Origin of the sequence: Coprococcus sp. ART55/1 (assembly GCF_000210595.1) — a bacterium.
In the GTDB taxonomy this organism is placed as follows: domain Bacteria; phylum Bacillota; class Clostridia; order Lachnospirales; family Lachnospiraceae; genus Coprococcus; species Coprococcus aceti.
The window spans coordinates 1175091-1195432 of the sequence record NC_021018.1; the positions used below are offsets into that span (position 1 = coordinate 1175091).

Sequence of the window (20342 nt, forward strand, 5' to 3'; positions counted from 1 at the left end):
TCAGGAAAACCCTGTAAATCTTCTAAGCTAAATATTAACCCGAGTCATGTCAGACCATGCTGAGGTGAGAGTGGATACTCTGCTTCTATGTTCACTGTTTCACACAGCAATGGTAGAATACCACATCGCCAGCCGTGTGTCAACTGTTATTTTTCTTTTGTCGATATGCCTCTGTGCTGCCTTTATATCACTCATTATCGCCGTGGGATTCAACCGGGATGAACACCCTGTCATTGTCCTCTTCCTTCACCGGCTTCTGACTCTCCTGCGCAAGCTTCACAAAATACATCTGTGAATCAAGCTTTGCCTTGCCCCTGAGATCCTGCTTCGCATATGAGCCGTCAGGCTGCATGATGTGAGCCTTGAGTGTATCCTCAAGCTGTATCTTAAGGATATTCTTTATCTTCTTCTTAAGCTCCGGATCCTCTACAGGGAACGTTATCTCAACTCGCTTGTCCAGATTTCTAGGCATCCAGTCCGCACTTCCCATGTATATATCCTCAAATCCGTCATTATAGAAATAGAATATTCTCGAGTGCTCAAGATAATTTCCAACTATGGATCTTACTGATATATTATCTGAAAGTCCCGGAACTCCTGCCTTGATACAGCATATTCCCCTGACGATGAGTTCGATCTTTACGCCTGCCTTTGAGGCATCGTAGAGCGCATTCATGATCACCGGATCACAGAGACTGTTCATCTTGGCAACTATCCTTGCCTTTTTGCCCTGTCTCGCATTCTCTGCCTCACGGCCTATCAGCATGAGGAATTTGTCCTTCAGCCAGATCGGGGCAACTGCAAGCTTGTTCCACTTCTTCGGCTCTGAATATCCTGACAGCATGTTGAACACCGCCGTCGCGTCCTCTCCTATGGCATCGCTGCAGGTGAGAAGTCCCATGTCAGTGTAAAGCTTTGCGGTCTGATCATTGTAATTTCCTGTTCCCAGATGCACATATCTTCTGATTCCGTCCTCCTCGCGTCTGACAACCAGTGCGATCTTAGAATGTGTCTTAAGACCCACAAGGCCATAGATAACATGACAGCCCGCCTGCTCCAGCTTCTTGGCCCACGCTATATTGTTCTCCTCGTCAAATCTTGCCTTGAGCTCGACGAGAACAGTTACCTGCTTGCCATTTTCGGCAGCCTGTGCAAGTGCCGCGATGATAGGTGAATTGCCGCTGACACGGTAAAGTGTCTGCTTGATCGCCAGGACATCAGGATCATTTGCCGCCTGTTTTATGAACTCAATGACCGGAGTGAACTCATAATATGGATGGAACAGAAGGATGTCTCCCTTCTTTATCCTGTCAAATATATGGCTGTAATCGCCCATTCCAGGTACAGGCTGCGGTTTGTACTTAGGATACTTCAGATGGTCAAAACCATCTATGCCGTTCACCTTCATGAGGAATGTGAGATCCAGAGGTCCGTTGATCTTGTATACGACCTCGTCATCGACTCCGAGATGCTTCTTGAGCTCCTTAAGGAGCTTCTTGTCCATGGCCTCGTCCACCTCAAGTCTTATGACCTCGCCCCACTGTCTCTGCTTGAGCTGCTTCTCGATCTCCTTCAGCAGATCTGCGGTCTCCTCCTCATCTATGGAGAAGTCTGCATTTCTCATGATACGGTATGGATATGCACACACTATGTCGTAGTTCAGGAACAGCTTGTCAAGGTTCTTCTCGATAACCTCCTCCAGAAGAATTATCTCGGTAACGCCCTTCTCCTCAGAAGGAAGTCTCACGATCCTTGGAAGTACAGATGGAACCTGGACGGTCGCTATATCCGTCACGTCCTTTTTCTTATCGTATATGAGTGCACCTATATTCAGTGATTTATTGCGCACCAGCGGGAATGGTCTGGACGAGTCCACCGCCATAGGTGTGAGTACCGGGTATACATCCTTCTCAAAGTATTTGTCCACGTACTTTGCCTGCTTTGGAGTGAGATCCTCATGGTGTCTCACAAGCTTCAATCCGTTCTGGGCAAGCTGAGGGATGAGGGATCTGTTCAGTGTCTGATACTGGTTCTTCATGAACTCTTTGGTGCTGGCATGGAGTGCGTCAAGCTGCTCCCGCGCCGTCATTCCGGCTATATCCTTCTTGGTGTATCCGGCATGCACCATATCCGTGAGTGATGCTATTCTTACCATGAAGAACTCATCCAGATTGGATGCCGTTATACTCAGGAACTTTATTCTCTCAAACAGAGGAATGGTCCTGTCCTTCGCCTCGGACAGACATCTCTTGTCAAATTCAAGCCAACTGAGCTCTCTGTTATAAAATATCGGATTCTTATCTGCCATCCTTTACAACCCCCTTTTCTGTTTTAACACAGGCTTCACTCCAAAGACCTTTCTGAACAGTTCAGTCTTGGTCTTGAACACCCCTGCCTCAAGCGTAATATCATTCAGTGTATCTACCGTCATCGTGAGCACGTAGTCCTTGAAGCTGAACTTCATATCACTTATCTTCTGCCTGTGGCTCTTGTCAAGGACATCCGCAAGTCTCAGTATGGATGCCAGCTTGGCGACCTTCATATAATCCGCAGTCATCAGCGATACCTGTGCCTTTGTCTGTGAAGGGAGATAATACTCGTTGAACTTCACGATATTTGCAATCTCCTCCCTCTCCTTGTGGGACAGTCCAAGTATCTCCGTGGACATGATTATGTGATAGGACATCATGGTGCCCTCGTTCATATTTACAAATTTGCCACAACTGTGGAGCATGGCTGCGATCTGGAGCTGCAGTCTCTCTCTCCTTCCGAGTCCGTGGACGCTCTTGAAGGAATCAAATATATCCAGTGCGTTCTGCGTCACATTCTGTGTGTGCTTCCTGTTGACCTTATATTTCTTGGCTATGCTGTTTGCCGATGCAATGATATCCTCGTCGAAATTCTTATTCAGCAGAAGCGTTCCGTTCTTATCCATATAATCGGCAACTATTCCGTCACAGAACGTAACATCCGGCGTGATGATATCCTCCGCCCTTGAGTTGTCGAGGAATGACTGGTAAATGATCGCCATCGGAAGCATCAGTGTCGCCCTCTCGTATGGCACACCGTATTTTTCTGAAAGGACCTCCGGGGTGGTCTCAACTACCTTGTGATAAAGCACGCGGAACTGATCTCTTGTGATCTTGTCTGTGATATTCAGCTCCGGTCCGACCTTCTTCAGATTTGCGATTCCGTCTCCTATGGCTATTATGCTCTTGATGTCCTTATCGTTTATAAAGAGGTTCCTGAACTCCTCTATGAAGTTCGATACAAACTCCTCCATGATATTCTCCAGAGCCACCGTGTCTGCGCCGTATTTTGCCAGATAATCCCTTATTCTCACGGCTCCTATAGGAAGGTTCTGTGTCTGGATCAGATTCTGCTTGTCAAATATAGATATCTGAAGACTTCCCGCTCCTATGTCCAGAAGCGCCCTGTTCTTCGTGTCGGCATCCTCAAACTTTGACTTTGCCGCATACGCCTTGTAGTTCATGAATCTCTGCTCCGAGTTGCTGAGCACTGAGACGTCGATGCCTGTGTGCTGCTTTATCCTCTCAAGGACCATGACTGAATTCTCCGCCTCACGCACAGCGGACGATGCATACGCCTTGTATTCACGCACATCGTATTCCCTCATCTTCCTGCGGAATTTGTTGAGGATCTCACATACCTTCATTATGGAATCCTCGGTTATCCTGCCACTGTTGTAGGTATCACTTCCGAGCTCAACTGTGCTGTTGACGTAATCGATCTCCCTCGCCCCTTTTTTGGGAGTTATCTCATACACCTTCATTGACAGCTCGTTAGAACCTACATCGATGGCTGCAAATACCTTACTTGCCATATCTACCCCACCTTTCATGTTACTTATCAGTATGTTCCAATTATCTTGAAATCCATAGAATCCTTATTTATATGGTCCAGCGCATCTATCGTCGCCGGATCCATGAGACTTCCCTCAAGAGTTATGAAGAATGAATATTCCCATTTTCTTCCCCTGAGAGGCCTCGACTCAATGCTTGTCATATTGAGCCCGTTATGTTTTATATGTCCAAGTATACTGTAAAGGGTTCCACTCTCATGTGGCAGTGCAAAGCATACGGATATATTTCCCGCACTCTTCACATACTCCTTTTTCTTTGACAGTATGATAAATCTCGTTGTGTTGTTCTCATTGTTGACTATATCGTCCTTGAGTATCTCAAGTCCGTATATATCTGCGGCAAGAGCGCTCGCTATGGCAGCCTGGGTAATATCACCTTCATCCCTGACCTTCACCGCACCCACTGCAGTGTTCGCAACCGGGCACTGTGCGTATCCGGCTCTGTTTAGGAATTCACTGCACTGCAGAAGCCCTTGCGGATGGGAATATACAGTCTGTATATCAGAAAGCTTTGAGCCCGGAACTCCCATGAGCATATGTGCCACCTTGACCTCGTCTCCGCCCACGATGGTCAGGCCGCTGCTGCCAACCATATCATATATACCACTCACAAATCCGGCAGAGGAATTCTCTATAGGCAGGACTCCATAATCAGCCTTGCCGCTCTTCACCGTCTCTATGACATCCTCAAATTTTGCAACATTTACATTCTTTATATCATTGCCAAAATAGTCATGCATAGCCTGATGACTGTAAGCCCCCGGAACCCCCTGGTATACAACCACCGTGTCTTTATCGACCTTCAGATGATCCACGGGCACAAACCCGCTCACCACATCAGAGCTTATATGTGCCAGCGCAATATCTCTGCCCTCAACACACGCTCTGTCGATAAGCTCATTCTTTCTGGTGATAAGCTGCTGTATCTGCTCCTCCAGACTGTTTATCTCTTCCAATGTATTCATTCTATCTATCCTTCCACTTGAAGTGTCAATTTTGTCACTGTTTGTCCAGCCCGGCACGAAGCTCGGATATTGTCTTGCCAAGCAGCGGGTGCCTCTTGTATCCCGCTATCGCGGACAACGGTTCAAGTACAAACTCTCTCTTGTGCATCTCCACGTGTGGTATGTGAAGATCCTCACTGTCATACACGACATCATCATAAAGCAGGATATCGATATCCAGAGTTCTCGGTCCCCAGTGGATCAGCCTCTCTCTTCCCGCCGCTTTCTCTATTCCATTCACCAGTCTCAGCAGTTCCTCAGGAGTCCTGAGCGTCTCTATCTCCAGACAGCCGTTCAGGAAATCGTCCTGCTCAACGCCGCCATACGGCTCGGTCTCTATAAAATCTGATACTCTTGTCACCTTGGTGTATTTATCCTTGTTCAGCTCATCTATGGCCATGTCCAGATATGATTCCCTGTCGCCGATATTTGACCCAAGTCCAAGATATGCTGTGTGCTTTTTTCTGCTTATGGACACGGACACTGTATCTACATGTACCATGACCGGAGCCCACGGCTTCTTTACCGTCACATTTACCCCTCTCACATCATCGTAAGTGAGAAGTATCATGTCTGCTATCTCCTCAGCCACAGTCTCTATCAATTTATAATTTCTGTTCTTCATGACCTTCTGTATGCCATCGCACACGCTGCCATAGTTCACAGATTTTCTTATATCATCACTTCTGCCGGCCTCCTGGGTCGACACCTGCATGGATACGTCCACCACGAACTTCTGTCCAAGGACATTCTCCTCCCTGTACACTCCGTGATGTGCAAATACCTCAAGTCCTTTTATATTGATACTGTCCATACCGCACCTCCGCTATATTTTATCTGGCACTCAGCATCGCATGCGTCATCTTGAGTGCTCTGTAGTTGCTCTTCACATCGTGTACTCTGAAGAAATCGCAGCCCTTCACAAGCCCAAGCACTGATGTGGCAACTGTTCCCTCCTCGCGCTCGGTCACCGGAAGATCAAGTGTAAGTCCTATCATCGACTTTCTCGACGTTCCGAGGAGTATCGGGAGATCCCATTTGTGGAGCAGCTCCAGATTGTTCATGAGGAGCAGATTCTGATGCAGATCCTTTGCAAATCCTATTCCCGGATCCACCATGATCTTGTCCCTGTCTATGCCTGCTGCCAGAGCCATGTTAACCGACTCATCCAGATCTGATACAACATCAGCCAGATAGTCTGTGTAATCTGTGTTCTCCCTGTTATGCATAAGACAGCACGCCTTGTCGTACTTCGCTATGACAGCCGCCATCTTCTCATCATACTTCAGTCCCCATATATCGTTTATGAGATCTGCACCTGCATGTATACCCGCCTCAGCCACCGCAGACTTGTATGTGTCGAGTGATACTGCCACGTCGAAATCTCTCTTTATCGCCTCTATGATCGGTGCGGTCCTCTCTATCTCCTCCTCATCCGATATCTTTGTATATCCAGGTCTTGTGGACTCACCGCCAACATCTATTATCACAGCACCCTCAGCTATCATCTTCTCTGTGGTAAACAGAGCTGTGTCCATGGTGTTATGCTGTCCTCCATCCGAAAATGAATCCGGGGTCACATTCAGTATCCCCATCACATAAGGTTCTTTTCCACTCTCAAATGTCTTGTTTCCTATTATCATCCTTTTATCCTCCAGATATAAAATATCCGCACATGACGTGCGATCCCTTGGTACTTCCCTTAATATTTTATCCCTGTATTGCGTGCACTCTCCAGCCAGTAACACTGGTCTGATGCCTTGCAGTCAAAACAGTTTCGAGACAGCTTATCCGCATTATACAACACATATGCCAGTCCTTCCCGCTCAGCACCGTCTGTATTGTGTGAGCCTATGGCATCACATATCTGCTCATTCTCCTGCGTGGAAAATCCGCACTGCTCCAGTATCCTGCCCGCATACTCAACACTCAGCTCATGATGCTTCCTGCCGGTGTCATCAGGATCTGCCCGTCCCACATCGTGAAGAAGTGCCGCGGCATATATGATCTCCCTGTCTATCGCATATCCCTGTTCGATATTCATTATATACGCTATCCTGGCAACATCCAGGCAGTGCTCAAGTCCATGCCGGCAGAATATCCTGTCGGTCTCCTTGTTCCGCACAGTCTCCATGAGACGTCTGTATTCATCGTTGTATATGATCCTGTCCACTCTGTCCATCTCTGTCTGCATCAGCTTTCTATATATCCTCCATGTTCCGCACGGTCTATGATCGGCCCAATAAATGACAGCGAGCCAAATACAATCACCACCGGATCCTGCCTGTCATCAGCCAGCGTCATCGTCAGCCTCACGGCATCGTCCACATCTTCCTGCTCATAGACTTCATCTATATATGTCCCTGCCAGCCTTTTCAGCTCATGCCTTGAAAGTGCTCTCGGGTTATCCGGCTCAACTGCTATGAACGCAGAAGCCCCCGGCATCATGATCCTGAGCATCTGCTCATAGTCTTTGTCCTTGAACACCCCACATATATATATGAGGTCTCTTCCGGCAAAATACTCATCTATGTTCTGTCTAAGTGCTCTCCAGCCTCCCGGATTGTGTGCGCCATCCACATACAAGAGAGGTTTGTCCATAAGCTTCTGGAATCTTCCCTTCCAGAACGTCGCTTTAAGTCCTCTCCTTATATCATCCTCAGTCAGCTCATATCCAAGCCTCATGAGAACATGTGCGGTCGCAGCCGCTGTGGCACTGTTATATATCTGATATATGCCCGGAACCTGAAGTTCGTATCTCTGTCCGTCATATATATATTCACTTCCACCTACTGACTCTCTGCATATCTCTATATCCTTCTCCCTGATAAGTACCGCCAAGTTCGATATATTATTCTGCTCACATGCCATATCCCACATATCCTCAAGCTCTGAGGCAAGCGGGTACGCCACACATGGGCAGTTCTTTTTCAATATTCCAAGCTTCTGTCTGTATATATCCCTCAGGGTATTCCCGAGGAAATGCATGTGATCCATGCTTATACTTGCTATTATCGTACAGACCGGGTGGCTACACACATTTGTGGCATCCTCCAGGCCTCCCATTCCGGTCTCAAGCAACAGGAAATCGACCTTTTTGTCGCTGAAATAACAGAACGCCACCGCTGTCTCCGTCTCAAACGATGTGGGCCTTCCCCAGCCGTCCGACACCATGTCATCCGCTGCATCTTTCACCGTCTCTAGATATACGGCAAAATCCTCCTCAGACATATATTCCTTATCTATCTGAAATCTCTCAAGATATGTAAATATCGTCGGAGATATATATCTTCCCACACTGTATCCTGCACTCTCAAGTATCTCGTCCAGAAATGCGCATATCGAACCTTTGCCATTTGTTCCTGCTATATGTATAACCGGGACTGCGTCCTGCGGATCGCCCAGCCTTCTCAGCAGCTCCTTTATACTGTCAAGCCCCAGAACGCTTCCCATGGTGTCCGTATATTCTATATAACTTCTTGCCTCTTCATAAGTCATGGCATATATCCGTCCCTTCTCATCTGTGCCTGATAAGTGGTGCATTCTCATCTATAGGCAGCAGCTCATACCCATCATCCCGGAGTCTTTCAATGAGCATCGGCAGTGATTCCACCGTGGTGTGCCTCGACTCAAGATCATGCATCAATATAACCACATCGTCGTGCTGCAGTGCATCCTTCATGATATTGTCGACAAGCTGCTCCGGCGTGTAGCTGCCACACACGGCATCATTGTTCAGCGCATTCCAATCATAATATATAAGCCCCTCGGCATTCACATAATCTATCAGGGTGTTCATATCCACTCTGGATACCGTATTTGAACTGCCGCCCGGGAATCTGTAATATACACAATTTACACCTGTTACATCATACAATAAATTTCGCAATTCCTCAATATCTTCGGAGAAATCAGCAAGGCTTCCATATATTTTATCGTAATCATGGGTGTACGAATGAAGCCCCAGTGTATGTCCCCTATCCACTATATCCCGGTAGGCATCATAATAGCTCTTGTCGCGCCCCACGACAAAAAATGTTGCCTTCACATCGTATTTATCAAGGATATCCAGTATCTCCACTGTGTTCCCGGATGGCCCATCGTCAAATGTGAGATACGCCCTCTTCGTTATCTCCGGCTCCGCATCAGACTCCGTTTCGTCCTTCTCCGGCTGCATCTCCCCGGTATCATTTGCCCCATCCACCTCCGATGGTGTGCTCTCATCCGCCCCCAGGACATTTGCCTGCTGCCTGACCGGCCCTCCGGCAGTATAAAAGCCCCACCTCGACTGGCTGATTATGTAATAACAACAGAAAATTATGGCAAGAAATATGGCAACCGCCAGCATAATATACTGCCATTTGTCAGTCACCTCCTGCACATTGTCAATTTTTTTCAAATGATCCTCGCCGCCTATAGCATTTTTTCTATTATATTATTTTTTATTTTTAATTATGTGTCTATTTTTTATGCCATGAATATTTCTCAGATATACGGAGAATATAAATAGCAAATATTAAAAAAAGGAGAACATGTACAATGAAAAAATACTTTTTACTTGTGACGTGTATGACACTCACCATGATCCTCTTCTGTGGTTGTGGCAATTCAAACGGTGCTTCAAGCACTGGCTCATCTTCAGCAGCCAGCACCCAGACAACATCTGAGGCTCAGAATAGTAACAGCTCTGAGGGAAACAGCACCGACTCATCTGACAAAGGCATTGTAGGCGGAGCAGCCGACGCTGTAAAGGATGTAGCTGACGGCGTGGCCGACGGTGTAAAGGATGTAGCTGACGGCGTAGGAAACACCGTGTCAGGCATCTTCGCTTCATTCGATGATGCCCAGGACTGGTTCATGGATCAGCTTCCCGCAGGTGACGGAAGATTCGAGGTTGCCAACAGTGACAAGGATCTCACAGAATTTTCCGTTGGAAAAACAGGCTACCACATCGAGCTCCACGACAACAATAAAGAGGGCGACACCAAGGTCGGTGATTTCTATATCGACTCCAGCGATGGCAAGGTGTACAGATCCGATGAGCACGGGAAGACATTTGCAGAGTATGATTTCTCTGATTATAAATAGATGAAATATCCCGCATGAAAAAACAAGCGGCACGGAGGTATCTAAAAACCTCCATGCCGCTTTATTCTATATTCTTATTCTGCCACATCCGCTGCATCATCAGCTTCAGTAACAGTCACTTGTTCGTCTTCACCCTTCTTGTCTGAGCTCAGCATCTCTCCTGTGAGCGGATTGATCTTGACTCCCATCTCCGACGCAATGAGATTGTACATGTCAAACTCTCTGTCTCTGGCAGCCTTCTTTCTGGCCTTTACGCCCCTGGATCTGACCAGCTCCACTATTCCGAATCCGATCATCAGTATGCCGAAGAATATGAAGCCCGCCATATTTTTTGAAAAAAATGCATGAGCCACACTTATTGAGCCTATTCCGATCATCACGATACCCATAACGAAATTGAACATATATGCTTTACCGCCTTTCACCAATCATCTGTTTACAAACGCATCTATGCCCGCCTTCTCGAGCATTCTGTCGTATTGCTCATACATATACTGGACACTGTTCTCAAGAAGATGATAGTGCATTATGTATGGAACAAGCAGCACCATGAATGCAAGTGCAAGTATCAGCAGCGATATATTGTCCGTCACTACAAATGTTATACATGTTGCAACCGTCAATACGGCAAACAATACCAGCACTATGAGGTGGATAAGTCTCTCATGCATGAAAAATCCTACCTGCGTGAGATGTCTCTCTGCCTCCCGTGCAAAGTCCACATCATTCCTCTTTAAAAGCTCATCAATATATGTTATATACCGGCGTATCCTCTTTGCCATCTGCCGCATCTTCCTTTCCTGATCCCTGCCGAACCGTCAGGCTAGTTCATCACCTTGTTCATAAAGTGCTCCCACTGTGCGATCACCTTATCATAGTAAAAACTCAGAACATAGGATTCCTCATCCACATCTATTATCATCTGATAGCATTTTCTGTCAGCATTCTCCGAAGACTTGAGCATCTCCTTTGGCTGGCCCGAATAAAATACAACCTTGCCCTCAAAGCTCTTCAGCACATCCTCATAGTCCGCCCTGTCCACAGGCTTATCCGGTACTGACTCCTGGAGGACATCGTTCGCATCGTAATACTTATGACCCTCGAGCAGAAGTGCCTCGATCTCAGGCTCAGTGAATCTGACCTGCATATCACTGGCATATCTGTCAGTATAGAGCTCATTTGCAGAGTTGTCCTCTCTGACTACCGCGCCATCAAATTCAAATTCCAGGATTCCCTGCTTCTCCGAATATATACATCTGATCAGAGTCGCATCCCTGAAAGAGAGCGTCTCGATCTCATCTACACTCTTGTACTTCATATCTGTATCTCCAACTAGTCCATTGCCTTCTTGATGGCCGCAAGAAGCTCATCGTATGTCTCAAATGCCTCAAGATCAGGATTATCCGCCTTGATCTGATCTGTGCTCTTGAACAGGAAGCCTGCCTTGCTCGCATAGATCATTCCCAGATCGTTGTGGCTGTCACCGCTTGCTATAGTGTCGTAGCCGATTGACTGCAGAGCCTTGACTGTTGTGAGCTTCGACTGTGGGCATCTCATCTTGAAGCCTGTGATCTCACCGTCATCTGCAACGATCAGCTCATTACAGAATATTGTAGGATAACCGAGCTTCTTCATGAGAGGGCCTGCAAACTGTGAAAATGTATCGCTTATGATTATCACCTGTCCTATGGATCTCAGCTCATCCAGAAACTCCTTTGCTCCAGGGATAGGATCTATCTTTGCTATAGTCTCCTGTATCTCCTTGAGTCCAAGTCCGTGCTCCTTAAGTATACCAAGTCTCCAGTTCATGAGCTTATCGTAGTCAGGCTCATCCCTTGTTGTTCTCTTAAGCTCAGGTATTCCGCTTGCCTCCGCAAATGCGATCCAAATCTCAGGCACCAGTACTCCCTCTAAATCAAGACATGTTATATACATATTATATTATCCTCCGTTCTTATAAATAGTGTGAATTAATGCATGTCATACTCCTCCCGTTTCTGACCACACAGATGCATTATAGCACAGTATCACGCAGACTAACAATCACTACTTTCAGGCATTTGCCCGGACTTCTTCCATCTGTCCAGAGCATATCCATAATCCCGGATTATCATGTCGAGCTGCACCCTTTCCGTCACTCTCATGTGGCTTCCCTTCAGGTATACTCCGTCCATGAAACCGGTCCGTATCGTCATTCCGCACTCACCTCTCATCGCAGCCGGTCTCTTCACCACACTTGCCCCCGCCGCCTTCTGAAGCTCTTCGTACCTTTCATAATTCTTCTGCCATGCCCTCATATAGGTCTCAACTTTCCTTCCCGGAATATTGACCCTCACTCCACCATAGCGTCCATCCGGCCCCGGGAAGAAATACTCTATCCTGAAGTCATTCTCACTTATTATTAGCGTACCGCCGCTCGCCAGCTCTTCTCTGCACGTTCTTCCCATAACTTATCCTCACACATTCCTGAGACTTTCAAATGTATTGTAAATGTTCAGCAGGCCATATCCCCACTCGGGATTCGGATACTGCCTGATCTCCAAAAGCCCGCCCGAACTTCCCGGTCTCACCGCTCCCCTTATCAGGTAGCCCCTTATCTGGTTGCCGTTTATATTCCTTATCATCTTTCTCCCATACGACCACTCAAGCATGATGGCACTGCAGCCCGCAGTGTACGAAGCCGCCACTGAGGTGCCGCTTCTTATAACCGTCTCCCCGCTGGCTCCTTCTCCCCTTATATTCACTCCGGGAGCGAGAAGATCCGGTTTCACCCTGCCGTCCGCCGTATAGCCTCTGCTGTTGTCTATATACAGATTACCATTTGAGTGATCATATGCGCAAGTGCATATCGCAGTCTCCGCCACCGCCGGGCTGGTTATGGTCACTCCCGGATCACTTGACACAAATCTCGTCCCCGGGGATACAAAGCTGCTTATGGGCAGCCACGCGTTAAAGCTGAGCTCCGTGGTTCCAACACCGTACACCCTTATCCGCCATATACCATTTGCCGGGGTTATAAATCTGAGCATGATGAGCTCCTGCCCAGCAGAATCCTCTACGAGAAAATAGTCGACATATATCATCCCACCTCCAAATATCGGACGGATGATCGAGCTCCTGTCATACCTCGGCGATATCCTCTCTATAAATTCCCCGCCGGGAATCTCTATGGCCACCGAGTAGGTATTGGTGGACTTACCCCATATCTCAAGTGTAAAGCTGTTGTGATCTGCCACATCGATCTCAACGACATCATATGCCCCTGTGACGATCCCGGAATAATGATGTCCTGCTCTCCCCTCGTTGCCACCGGCAGCAGATACCGCAAACCCCTGAAGATCTCCTATGTTGTTTATATATTTGTCCAGCGCTCCCGCCCCCGTATGGCTTCCACTGTTGGTTCCAAGCGTCACGAGTATGCTCATAGGTATGCGCAGCTTTTTCTGCTGCTCAAGCAGATATGCTATCGCTGTCATTATGTCAACCTCACTGTACGCATTTGCATCCGATGGAATACCATAAAAACTGCGGAGATTCTCCTTTGCCTGCTTTAACTTCACCACCACCAGGTCTGCCGACGGAGCCACGCTCACAGCCGTTCCCGCGCAGAAGCTTCCATGCCCGGTGGTATCCGTCAATATCCTTTGTCTCTCATCCACAGCAGCCTGTATCTCCTCCGTGCTATACTCCCTGCCGTAGCCGTATGATGCGTTGTCAGCCTCCTCCACAGTCTGATCCCACGCCGCAAGTATCTTTGTCTTACCCCCATCCCGCACAAATGAACTGCCAAATATATCGATCCCCGTATCAACGATGCCAAGCAGTATCCCCTTTCCGGTGAGTCCGAGTATATTTTCCTGCTGGATATTGATAACCCCTATAGCCTCAAGAGCTCCCACGTCGTCCATCAGGCCGTACACTTTGGGGAAAAGATTGTACTCAAGCCTTGAAAAACTCTCCATATACCCGGCCGGAAACGGCTGATATGCCACCGCATATCTGTCGTCTATTATGTTGAGCCCGTATGGCTGATACAGATCCATCAGAGCTTCCCTGTCTCCGTTGTATTCTATTATATATTCCACATAATCCTCTGAGTAAGCAGCATCTGATATCACCGCACATCCCTCCAGGGGCATCTATATAGTATATGCAGCAAATTCCGAATCTTTACACAAAAATACCGCAGCACGGAAATTTCTCCGGCTGTGGTATGTCTCCATCTGTACATTATATGTACCGGCTATATTCTATTTTATTGTTTTGTATCAATATACTTCTGAACCTGCTGCTTCAGGATATTGAACTGGCATGGACCTGTCTCGAGAACGACTGTATTGAACTCCTTCAGGTCAAACTTTGATCCAAGCTGTTCCTCAGCATAATCCCTGATCTCCTGCATCTCATAGAAGCCTGTTGAATAACTCTGGTATACGGCAGGATCACCTATCATGGTAGTATACAGATCGTCGGCAGCATCGCCGTTGAATCCCTTTTCATTCAGGTAATCTTTTGCTTCCTGCAGTGACCAGCCCTCATAGTTGATTCCTATATCGATCCTTCCACTTATGAGATAATTGATCTCATCGTTTAACCTGTACAGTTTTGCAACGGTGTCCGAATCAGATGCCCCATCAAATGTGTAATAGTTTATGGCATCATAGCACGCATACATTGCCCAGCCCTCCTTGTATCCAAGGAAGCTTAATATGGTACGTACCGGTTCAGGATCTGTTGACATGTAGTATGCATTCTGCAGCATGTGTCCCGGATATCCCTCATGGGCAAGTGTGGTCCACATACCATCCGTATGTTTGCCATTTACCCTGATAAGGTTGTTGTCCTGGTCATCGATCGCAGGTGACATATAGTATGCCAGCGTATTCTCCTGAATATCCTCAAGGCTCTTATCAAGCTTCTTCGCCTGATACTTTATCTCTCCAAAGTCTGGGTAGTTCTTGGTGGCTGTATTCATGAGTATATCTATTATTTCTGAAGGCTCCTTTGAGTCACTGTCTCCAAAGAGGTCATCGTAGTGCTCCACAAAATATTCATATGAATCGTACTGTGTCATGGCTATGGAATACAGATCTGTCATGAGATCTGACAGGTTGTCATCCAGCATCTGTGCCACTTCCTCAGGTGTCTTATCAGTTCCCGCAGCGTCCTTCAAAAGGTAAGCGTAATACTCTTTACCACCTTCATAGCCACACACACCACCCTGATTCTTACCGGTTCCCTTGAGCGATGACAGCACATCTATAACATCCTCATATGCAGGTATAAGACTTTCCGCAACGGCCTTCTTATTCTGTTCCTCAAAGTCCGCTATCTCGTCCGCAGTCAGGAAGTCCAGCGCCTCGATGTTATCGTTGAACACCTGTATCATGAAGTGATTGTCCTTGTCCTTGATGAAGTCTTCGCACTGCTCGATGACCTTATCGCACACGGCATCACTCATAAAATATCCCTTCTCGGACTTTGTCTTCTCAAACTCTAGATTGTCATCAAAATAATCCCTTACCATTCCAAGCACCTGAAGATATCTCTCCACATCACCCTTGTCGTCAAAACGGTAGTCTGTGAAATATGTGGATATATTCGACTGCAGTCCCTTCATAGGTGAGAACGGCTCGCTGAGGTATATGTTCAGATAACCCTCTGACTCCGTCTCCAGATACTGATTAAGTATATCGTATGTGAGCTGCTGGCTCTCCGTGAGATCGTCCCTGTCAAATGACTTGAGCTTGTCAAAGGACTCATCAAACTCAGCCTTACGTTTTTTGATTCCCTCATCGCTCATATCCGAATCGCCCAGAGATACCTCCGGCTCAGGAATACCAAGGGCATCCCCATCCTTTATCTCATAGTTGTACGAGAGTGTGTCCGATGTCACACTGTCCACATACTCATCGTGCAGATATTCCTCGAACTCCTTCTGCACCTTTGTGTAGTCGTCCGCATTATCCTTTATTGTTCCTGTGATAGTCTTCTCATCAAACATATGAGAAGTACATGCAGTCATCGACATGGCCATGGCTCCGACAACAGCAGCCACGACAAATCTTCTCATATTCTTTTTGAATCTGGTCATACATCTACTCCTTACTTATTATATTGTCCCTTCACATAACCTATCTACACATTGTATGCCATAAACCATACTATTGTCCATTTATTTTATGTTAAGGTTACAATATACCGAGTCCGTCCAGAACAACCTTTACTCCTATGAGTATAAGTATGATACCTCCGGCAAGCTCAGCCTTTGACTTGTACTTTGTTCCGAATATACTTCCGATCTTCACTCCGACCGCTGAACATATGAATGTGATACATCCTATGAATAATACCGCAAGTATGATATACAGAGTGGACAGCTTGAGGAATGCAAATGACACTCCAACCGCCAGTGCGTCTATGCTGGTTGCAACCGCCAGAAGGAACATGACCTTAAAGCTCATATCTGCATCTACTTCCTCTTCCTCGCCAAACGACTCCTTGATCATGCTTCCGCCGATGAACAGGAGGAGCACAAATGCGATCCAGTGTGACCATTTGCTTACCAGATCTGCAAAAAAGCTTCCGAGGACATATCCTACCGTCGGCATAAGTGCCTGAAATCCTCCAAACCACGCACCTGCGATAAGCATGTGCTTCACCTTGATGTTGCGCAGGGACAACCCCTTACAGATAGACACGGCAAATGCATCCATTGAAAGACCAACTGCCAACAGGAATAACTCTGCAATACTCATAATTTTTCTCCTTGATATAGATTTGACGGATGCAGTCACAGACACATATAAAAAGAGACCTCCCGGGCAGCTAAAAGCTGTCCAGAAAGTCTCATCATCTACAGTAATACCAGATTCACGCCATCATCGACCGATGGCTGCCAATCATTATGTTGATATCACAACGCAAGCTCTGCGCTGACTACTCCCTTAATGAACGGTGATATTCTAGCATATTGATAAAATATTATCAAGTAGCATTTCCCTGTTATCGCATTATTGTCATTACAGATCTGTTCAGTCCTGCTTATCGATCTGAGTTGCGCTTGCCTCCTCAAGTGCCGGTGTTCCGCGCAGTTCTATGATAGGGCTTCCCTTGCCCTTTATATAATCACCTGTGATTGTCACCCTTCCTATGGTGTCATCCCTTGGGATCTGGTACATGATATCCAGCATGAATTTCTCTATGATGGCACGTAGAGCTCTGGCTCCCGTCTTCCTCTTGATCGCCTCCTCGGCTATCGCCTCGTATGCCGAATCGTCAAATCTAAGATCCACCTCATCCAGTGCAAGGAGCTTCTTATACTGCTTTAATATCGCATTCTTAGGCTCCTTGAGTATGCTCACGTACATATTCTTATCCAACGCATCAAGTGTGAAGAGTACCGGAAGTCTTCCAAGGAACTCAGGTATCATGCCAAACTCACGGAGATCCTCGGTTGTAACCTGTCTCAGCAGATTCGGATCATCATCATATTTGTCCTTGAGTTCAGCCTTGAAGCCCATGGACGCCTGCCTGCTTATTCTCTGCTTTATAATCTCCTCTATATCAGGGAATGCTCCACCACATATAAACAGTATGTTTCTTGTATTGATGGTCGTCATGGGAACCATAGCATTCTTGCTGCCCGATCCCACAGGTACCTCAACATCCGCGCCCTCGAGGAGCTTCAGCAGTCCCTGCTGTACGGATTCACCGCTCACATCCCTGCTGTTGCTGTTCTGCTTCTTGGCGATCTTGTCTATCTCATCTATGAACACGATTCCTCTCTCTGCCTTCTCCACATCATTGTCGGCGGCGGCGAGAAGCTTTGACAGAACGCTCTCTACATCATCGCCTATATAACCGGCCTCTGTAAGAGTTGTCGCATCAGTTATTGCGAGAGGCACCTTGAGAAGTCTTGCTATGGTCTTGACTATATATGTCTTACCACAGCCTGTAGGTCCCACCATCAGCATGTTGGATTTCTCTATCTCTATATCATCCATGGAATCTGTGAGAACCCTCTTATAATGATTGTATACAGCCACGGATATAACCTTCTTGGCATATTCCTGTCCCACAACATACTCGTCCAGCATAGCCTTGATCTTATGAGGAGCCGGAATTGTCTTAAGCGTGAGTTCTTCCTCCTGCTTCTTTTCCTTTGGCGCCTTCTTCTTGACTTTCTGTGACTTTGGCACGTCATTCTGTGCCTTGAACTTGGACATATCTATATTGCCAAATGGCATATTTGTCAGATCTATGAACTGCATATTGCCAAGCCCCGGCATGTTGCCAAACCCGGAATTGTTGAAGCTGTCAAATGATCTCTGCATGCAGTCTGCACATATATTTATATCTCCAGGCATATGTATCAGCTTGCCGGCCACGCTCTCCGGTCTCCTGCACAGGTAGCAGTATTTCTCGTAGTCGTCATCGTTGTCCTTATCATCCGATGCATGTCCATCGGTATCCACCGTATCCGGTGTCTTCTTATCTATATCATCATAATTCTCTGCCATATCTCATTTTCCTTTCCTGATTATACATATAGTCTCAGTCAGAAATATAATAACACACATATACCACATTTACCAACACCTGCAAATATGAAATTACTGTAAATTAACCGCTGGCACGCAGCGCCGCCCCGCTTCTGTCCTTAATATTATTAAGTCATTTGTCTGTTTTTTGTATTATTTTACCGCTGGCATCTTTCGAATCGTTTTAAAATTTCGGCATTTGCGAAGTGCTATGGAATTGGATTTTTCGCTATGCTATAATCATAAAAAATAAATCCAACGGGTAAAAGGAGGACTGTAATTATGAAGAAACTTGAAATCGTAGTTCGTTCAGAAAAGCTTGATGATGTAAAGTCAATACTTGATGAGTGTGAATCAACAGGTGCCATGGTATCAAACATCATGGGTTACGGTAATCAGAAGGGATATAAGACAACTTACAGAGGAAGCGAATATGTTGTAAACCTTATTCCAAAGGTAAAGATCGAGACCATCGCAGCAGACGATGTTGCGGACAAGATCATTTTCAAGGTTTGCGAGAGAATATCCACCGGTAAGATCGGTGATGGTAAGATCTTCGTATATGATGTGGCAGATGTCGTTCGTATCCGTACAGGCGAGCGTGGAGAGACAGCGCTCTAATAAGCACAGGTATCCAGTATCATTCCTTTTTCTAAATTGGCAGGCAGTGGCATTTGTCCACTGCCTGTTTTTTATCGTTCAGCTCTGTCTCCCAGTATCTTCAGCAGACTCCCCGGGGTCATCCCTGTATACCACTTAAACTCTCTCTGGAAATGCGCCTGGTCAGAATATCCCATGTCATCCATATAATCCGTGACATGTCCGCCCGGATGCTCCAGCATTTTTCTCACAGTCTCCCTGATCCTCACGATGCGGGCAAACCTCTTGGGGCTGACCCCCAGCTCCTCCACAAATCTCCTATGCACATGTCTAACGGTGCATCCCATCTGCTCAGCAAGCTCTGATATGCTTATCTTCCCTTTTGCCGCATATATGACATCCGCCTGTTTCACGATGTCCGAATCAGCCATGCCATTCCTCTGCCACAACGATCCGCATTTCTCTATATGCTCCGTGATCTCCTCTGTCGCACTCTCTATCGGATCTTCTGCACCATTTCCTGTAAATGCATGATCAGCCGTCAGCAGTTTTTCAAGCAGACGCATATCTTGGGTATCCAGAGTCTCCCTGCCAAATCCAAGATCCTGCTCCACAGATATGAAGCTGCAGCTCTCCTCAATGCAAACAGCCGCCTCCAGTTCACCCGGATACACCCTTTTGATGTGTCCATCCATACATATCACACATATCCCAGCATTCTCCTGTGGCACTATTCTCAGCCCACCCAAGCTGTAACCAGCTCTCACATACACAGACTTCTCATTCTTTTCTATTAAATTAGTATGTACTTCACTGCAAAAATTAACATTCAATAAAATCTGACTATCCATACGCCATCTCCGCATAACTTTATTTATCTTTACCGTATCTTTGCTTTATTATATTAAGCCCGCGCAAAATATAATAAGGTTTATCGTTCCACGTCCGATTTTTTCAATATTTTACCATATCTCAATACTATACTCAACCCAAGTTAGTAATTGAGGTGTGGCACTGAGATACTTATTATCAGTCATATCTCAGTGACGTACGATCAGATATAATGTGCACAAAGATGTGTTTTGTCAGGAGCATACCTGGCGGGACGCATCTTTTTTTATTATCTGATCACTTCCACAACTACAATGTATTAAAAGGAGGAATGATTATGGAAGACGTAAGCACAATTGTATTTGGAGTATGGTTCCTTGTCGGAGCCGCACT

The 20342-nt window shown here is 46.5% G+C and carries 20 protein-coding genes; 2 read left to right on the plus strand and 18 right to left on the minus strand.

What is annotated here, in order from left to right; all coding sequences use genetic code 11:
• Positions 1-187: 187 nt before the first annotated feature.
• Genes CCU_RS05575 through CCU_RS05610 form a run of 8 tightly spaced genes read right to left on the minus strand, consistent with a single transcriptional unit; the run spans position 188 to position 9286 of the window.
• On the minus strand, positions 188-2308 hold the full coding sequence (locus CCU_RS05575) for an RNA degradosome polyphosphate kinase (RefSeq protein ID WP_015533883.1): 2121 nt from the start codon (positions 2306-2308) through the stop codon (positions 188-190).
• Positions 2309-2311: 3 nt separating this feature from the next.
• Positions 2312-3844 (minus strand): Ppx/GppA phosphatase family protein, encoded by a 1533-nt coding sequence (locus CCU_RS05580; RefSeq protein WP_015533884.1) that lies wholly within the window; start codon positions 3842-3844, stop codon positions 2312-2314.
• A gap of 26 nt (positions 3845-3870) precedes the next feature.
• A complete protein-coding gene (locus CCU_RS05585) occupies positions 3871-4848 on the minus strand; it encodes a prephenate dehydratase (RefSeq protein ID WP_015533885.1) in 978 nt (325 codons plus the stop codon).
• Positions 4849-4882: 34 nt separating this feature from the next.
• Positions 4883-5701, minus strand: coding sequence for a 2-amino-4-hydroxy-6-hydroxymethyldihydropteridine diphosphokinase (gene folK, locus CCU_RS05590; protein WP_015533886.1), 819 nt, complete (start codon positions 5699-5701; stop codon positions 4883-4885).
• A 19-nt stretch (positions 5702-5720) separates the two neighbouring features.
• On the minus strand, positions 5721-6530 hold the full coding sequence (folP, locus tag CCU_RS05595) for a dihydropteroate synthase (protein WP_015533887.1): 810 nt from the start codon (positions 6528-6530) through the stop codon (positions 5721-5723).
• Between the two features lie 59 nt (positions 6531-6589).
• Entirely contained in the window at positions 6590-7081 is a 492-nt protein-coding gene (locus CCU_RS05600) for an HD domain-containing protein (RefSeq protein WP_015533888.1), read from the minus strand.
• Positions 7081-8385 carry a bifunctional folylpolyglutamate synthase/dihydrofolate synthase gene (locus CCU_RS05605; protein WP_208896023.1) on the minus strand — a complete coding sequence of 435 codons (1305 nt, stop codon included), beginning with the start codon at positions 8383-8385 and terminating at the stop codon, positions 7081-7083. Before CCU_RS05605 ends, CCU_RS05600 begins: the two co-directional genes overlap by 1 nt.
• A 19-nt stretch (positions 8386-8404) precedes the next feature.
• The gene (locus CCU_RS05610) at positions 8405-9286 is read right to left on the minus strand and encodes a polysaccharide deacetylase family protein (protein ID WP_243440864.1); all 882 of its coding nucleotides are present in this window, start codon (positions 9284-9286) and stop codon (positions 8405-8407) included.
• A 140-nt stretch (positions 9287-9426) separates the two neighbouring features.
• Between CCU_RS05610 and CCU_RS05615 the strand changes: the two genes are divergently transcribed.
• A complete protein-coding gene (locus tag CCU_RS05615) occupies positions 9427-9975 on the plus strand; it encodes a hypothetical protein (protein ID WP_015533890.1) in 549 nt (182 codons plus the stop codon).
• Between the two features lie 74 nt (positions 9976-10049).
• On the opposite strand, the gene CCU_RS05620 is transcribed toward CCU_RS05615, so the two are convergent.
• The 9 genes from CCU_RS05620 to clpX form a co-directional block, all read right to left on the minus strand.
• Positions 10050-10379: a hypothetical protein gene (locus CCU_RS05620; protein WP_015533891.1), complete on the minus strand. Its 330-nt coding sequence runs from the start codon at positions 10377-10379 to the stop codon at positions 10050-10052.
• A gap of 24 nt (positions 10380-10403) precedes the next feature.
• On the minus strand, positions 10404-10757 hold the full coding sequence (locus tag CCU_RS05625) for a hypothetical protein (RefSeq protein WP_015533892.1): 354 nt from the start codon (positions 10755-10757) through the stop codon (positions 10404-10406).
• Between the two features lie 41 nt (positions 10758-10798).
• Positions 10799-11293, minus strand: coding sequence for a hypothetical protein (locus CCU_RS05630; protein WP_015533893.1), 495 nt, complete (start codon positions 11291-11293; stop codon positions 10799-10801).
• A gap of 14 nt (positions 11294-11307) precedes the next feature.
• The gene (gene thrH / locus CCU_RS05635; protein WP_015533894.1) at positions 11308-11910 is read right to left on the minus strand and encodes a bifunctional phosphoserine phosphatase/homoserine phosphotransferase ThrH; all 603 of its coding nucleotides are present in this window, start codon (positions 11908-11910) and stop codon (positions 11308-11310) included.
• A 101-nt stretch (positions 11911-12011) separates the two neighbouring features.
• Positions 12012-12422 (minus strand): hypothetical protein, encoded by a 411-nt coding sequence (locus CCU_RS05640; RefSeq protein WP_015533895.1) that lies wholly within the window; start codon positions 12420-12422, stop codon positions 12012-12014.
• A 9-nt stretch (positions 12423-12431) separates the two neighbouring features.
• Complete coding sequence (locus CCU_RS05645; protein ID WP_208896024.1) at positions 12432-14093, minus strand: S8 family peptidase; 1662 nt, start codon at positions 14091-14093, stop codon at positions 12432-12434.
• A 137-nt stretch (positions 14094-14230) separates the two neighbouring features.
• On the minus strand, positions 14231-16069 hold the full coding sequence (locus CCU_RS05650) for a DUF885 domain-containing protein (RefSeq protein ID WP_015533896.1): 1839 nt from the start codon (positions 16067-16069) through the stop codon (positions 14231-14233).
• Between the two features lie 97 nt (positions 16070-16166).
• Positions 16167-16733 carry a manganese efflux pump MntP gene (locus CCU_RS05655; protein ID WP_015533897.1) on the minus strand — a complete coding sequence of 189 codons (567 nt, stop codon included), beginning with the start codon at positions 16731-16733 and terminating at the stop codon, positions 16167-16169.
• Between the two features lie 276 nt (positions 16734-17009).
• Entirely contained in the window at positions 17010-18497 is a 1488-nt protein-coding gene (gene clpX / locus CCU_RS05660; RefSeq protein WP_015533898.1) for an ATP-dependent Clp protease ATP-binding subunit ClpX, read from the minus strand.
• A gap of 303 nt (positions 18498-18800) precedes the next feature.
• Here clpX and CCU_RS05665 point away from each other — a divergent pair, with 303 nt between their 5' ends.
• Positions 18801-19139, plus strand: a complete 339-nt coding sequence (locus CCU_RS05665) for a P-II family nitrogen regulator (RefSeq protein WP_015533899.1) — start codon at positions 18801-18803, stop codon at positions 19137-19139.
• Between the two features lie 71 nt (positions 19140-19210).
• On the opposite strand, the gene CCU_RS05670 is transcribed toward CCU_RS05665, so the two are convergent.
• Positions 19211-19969 (minus strand): helix-turn-helix transcriptional regulator, encoded by a 759-nt coding sequence (locus tag CCU_RS05670; RefSeq protein ID WP_055223321.1) that lies wholly within the window; start codon positions 19967-19969, stop codon positions 19211-19213.
• Positions 19970-20342: the final 373 nt, after the last annotated feature.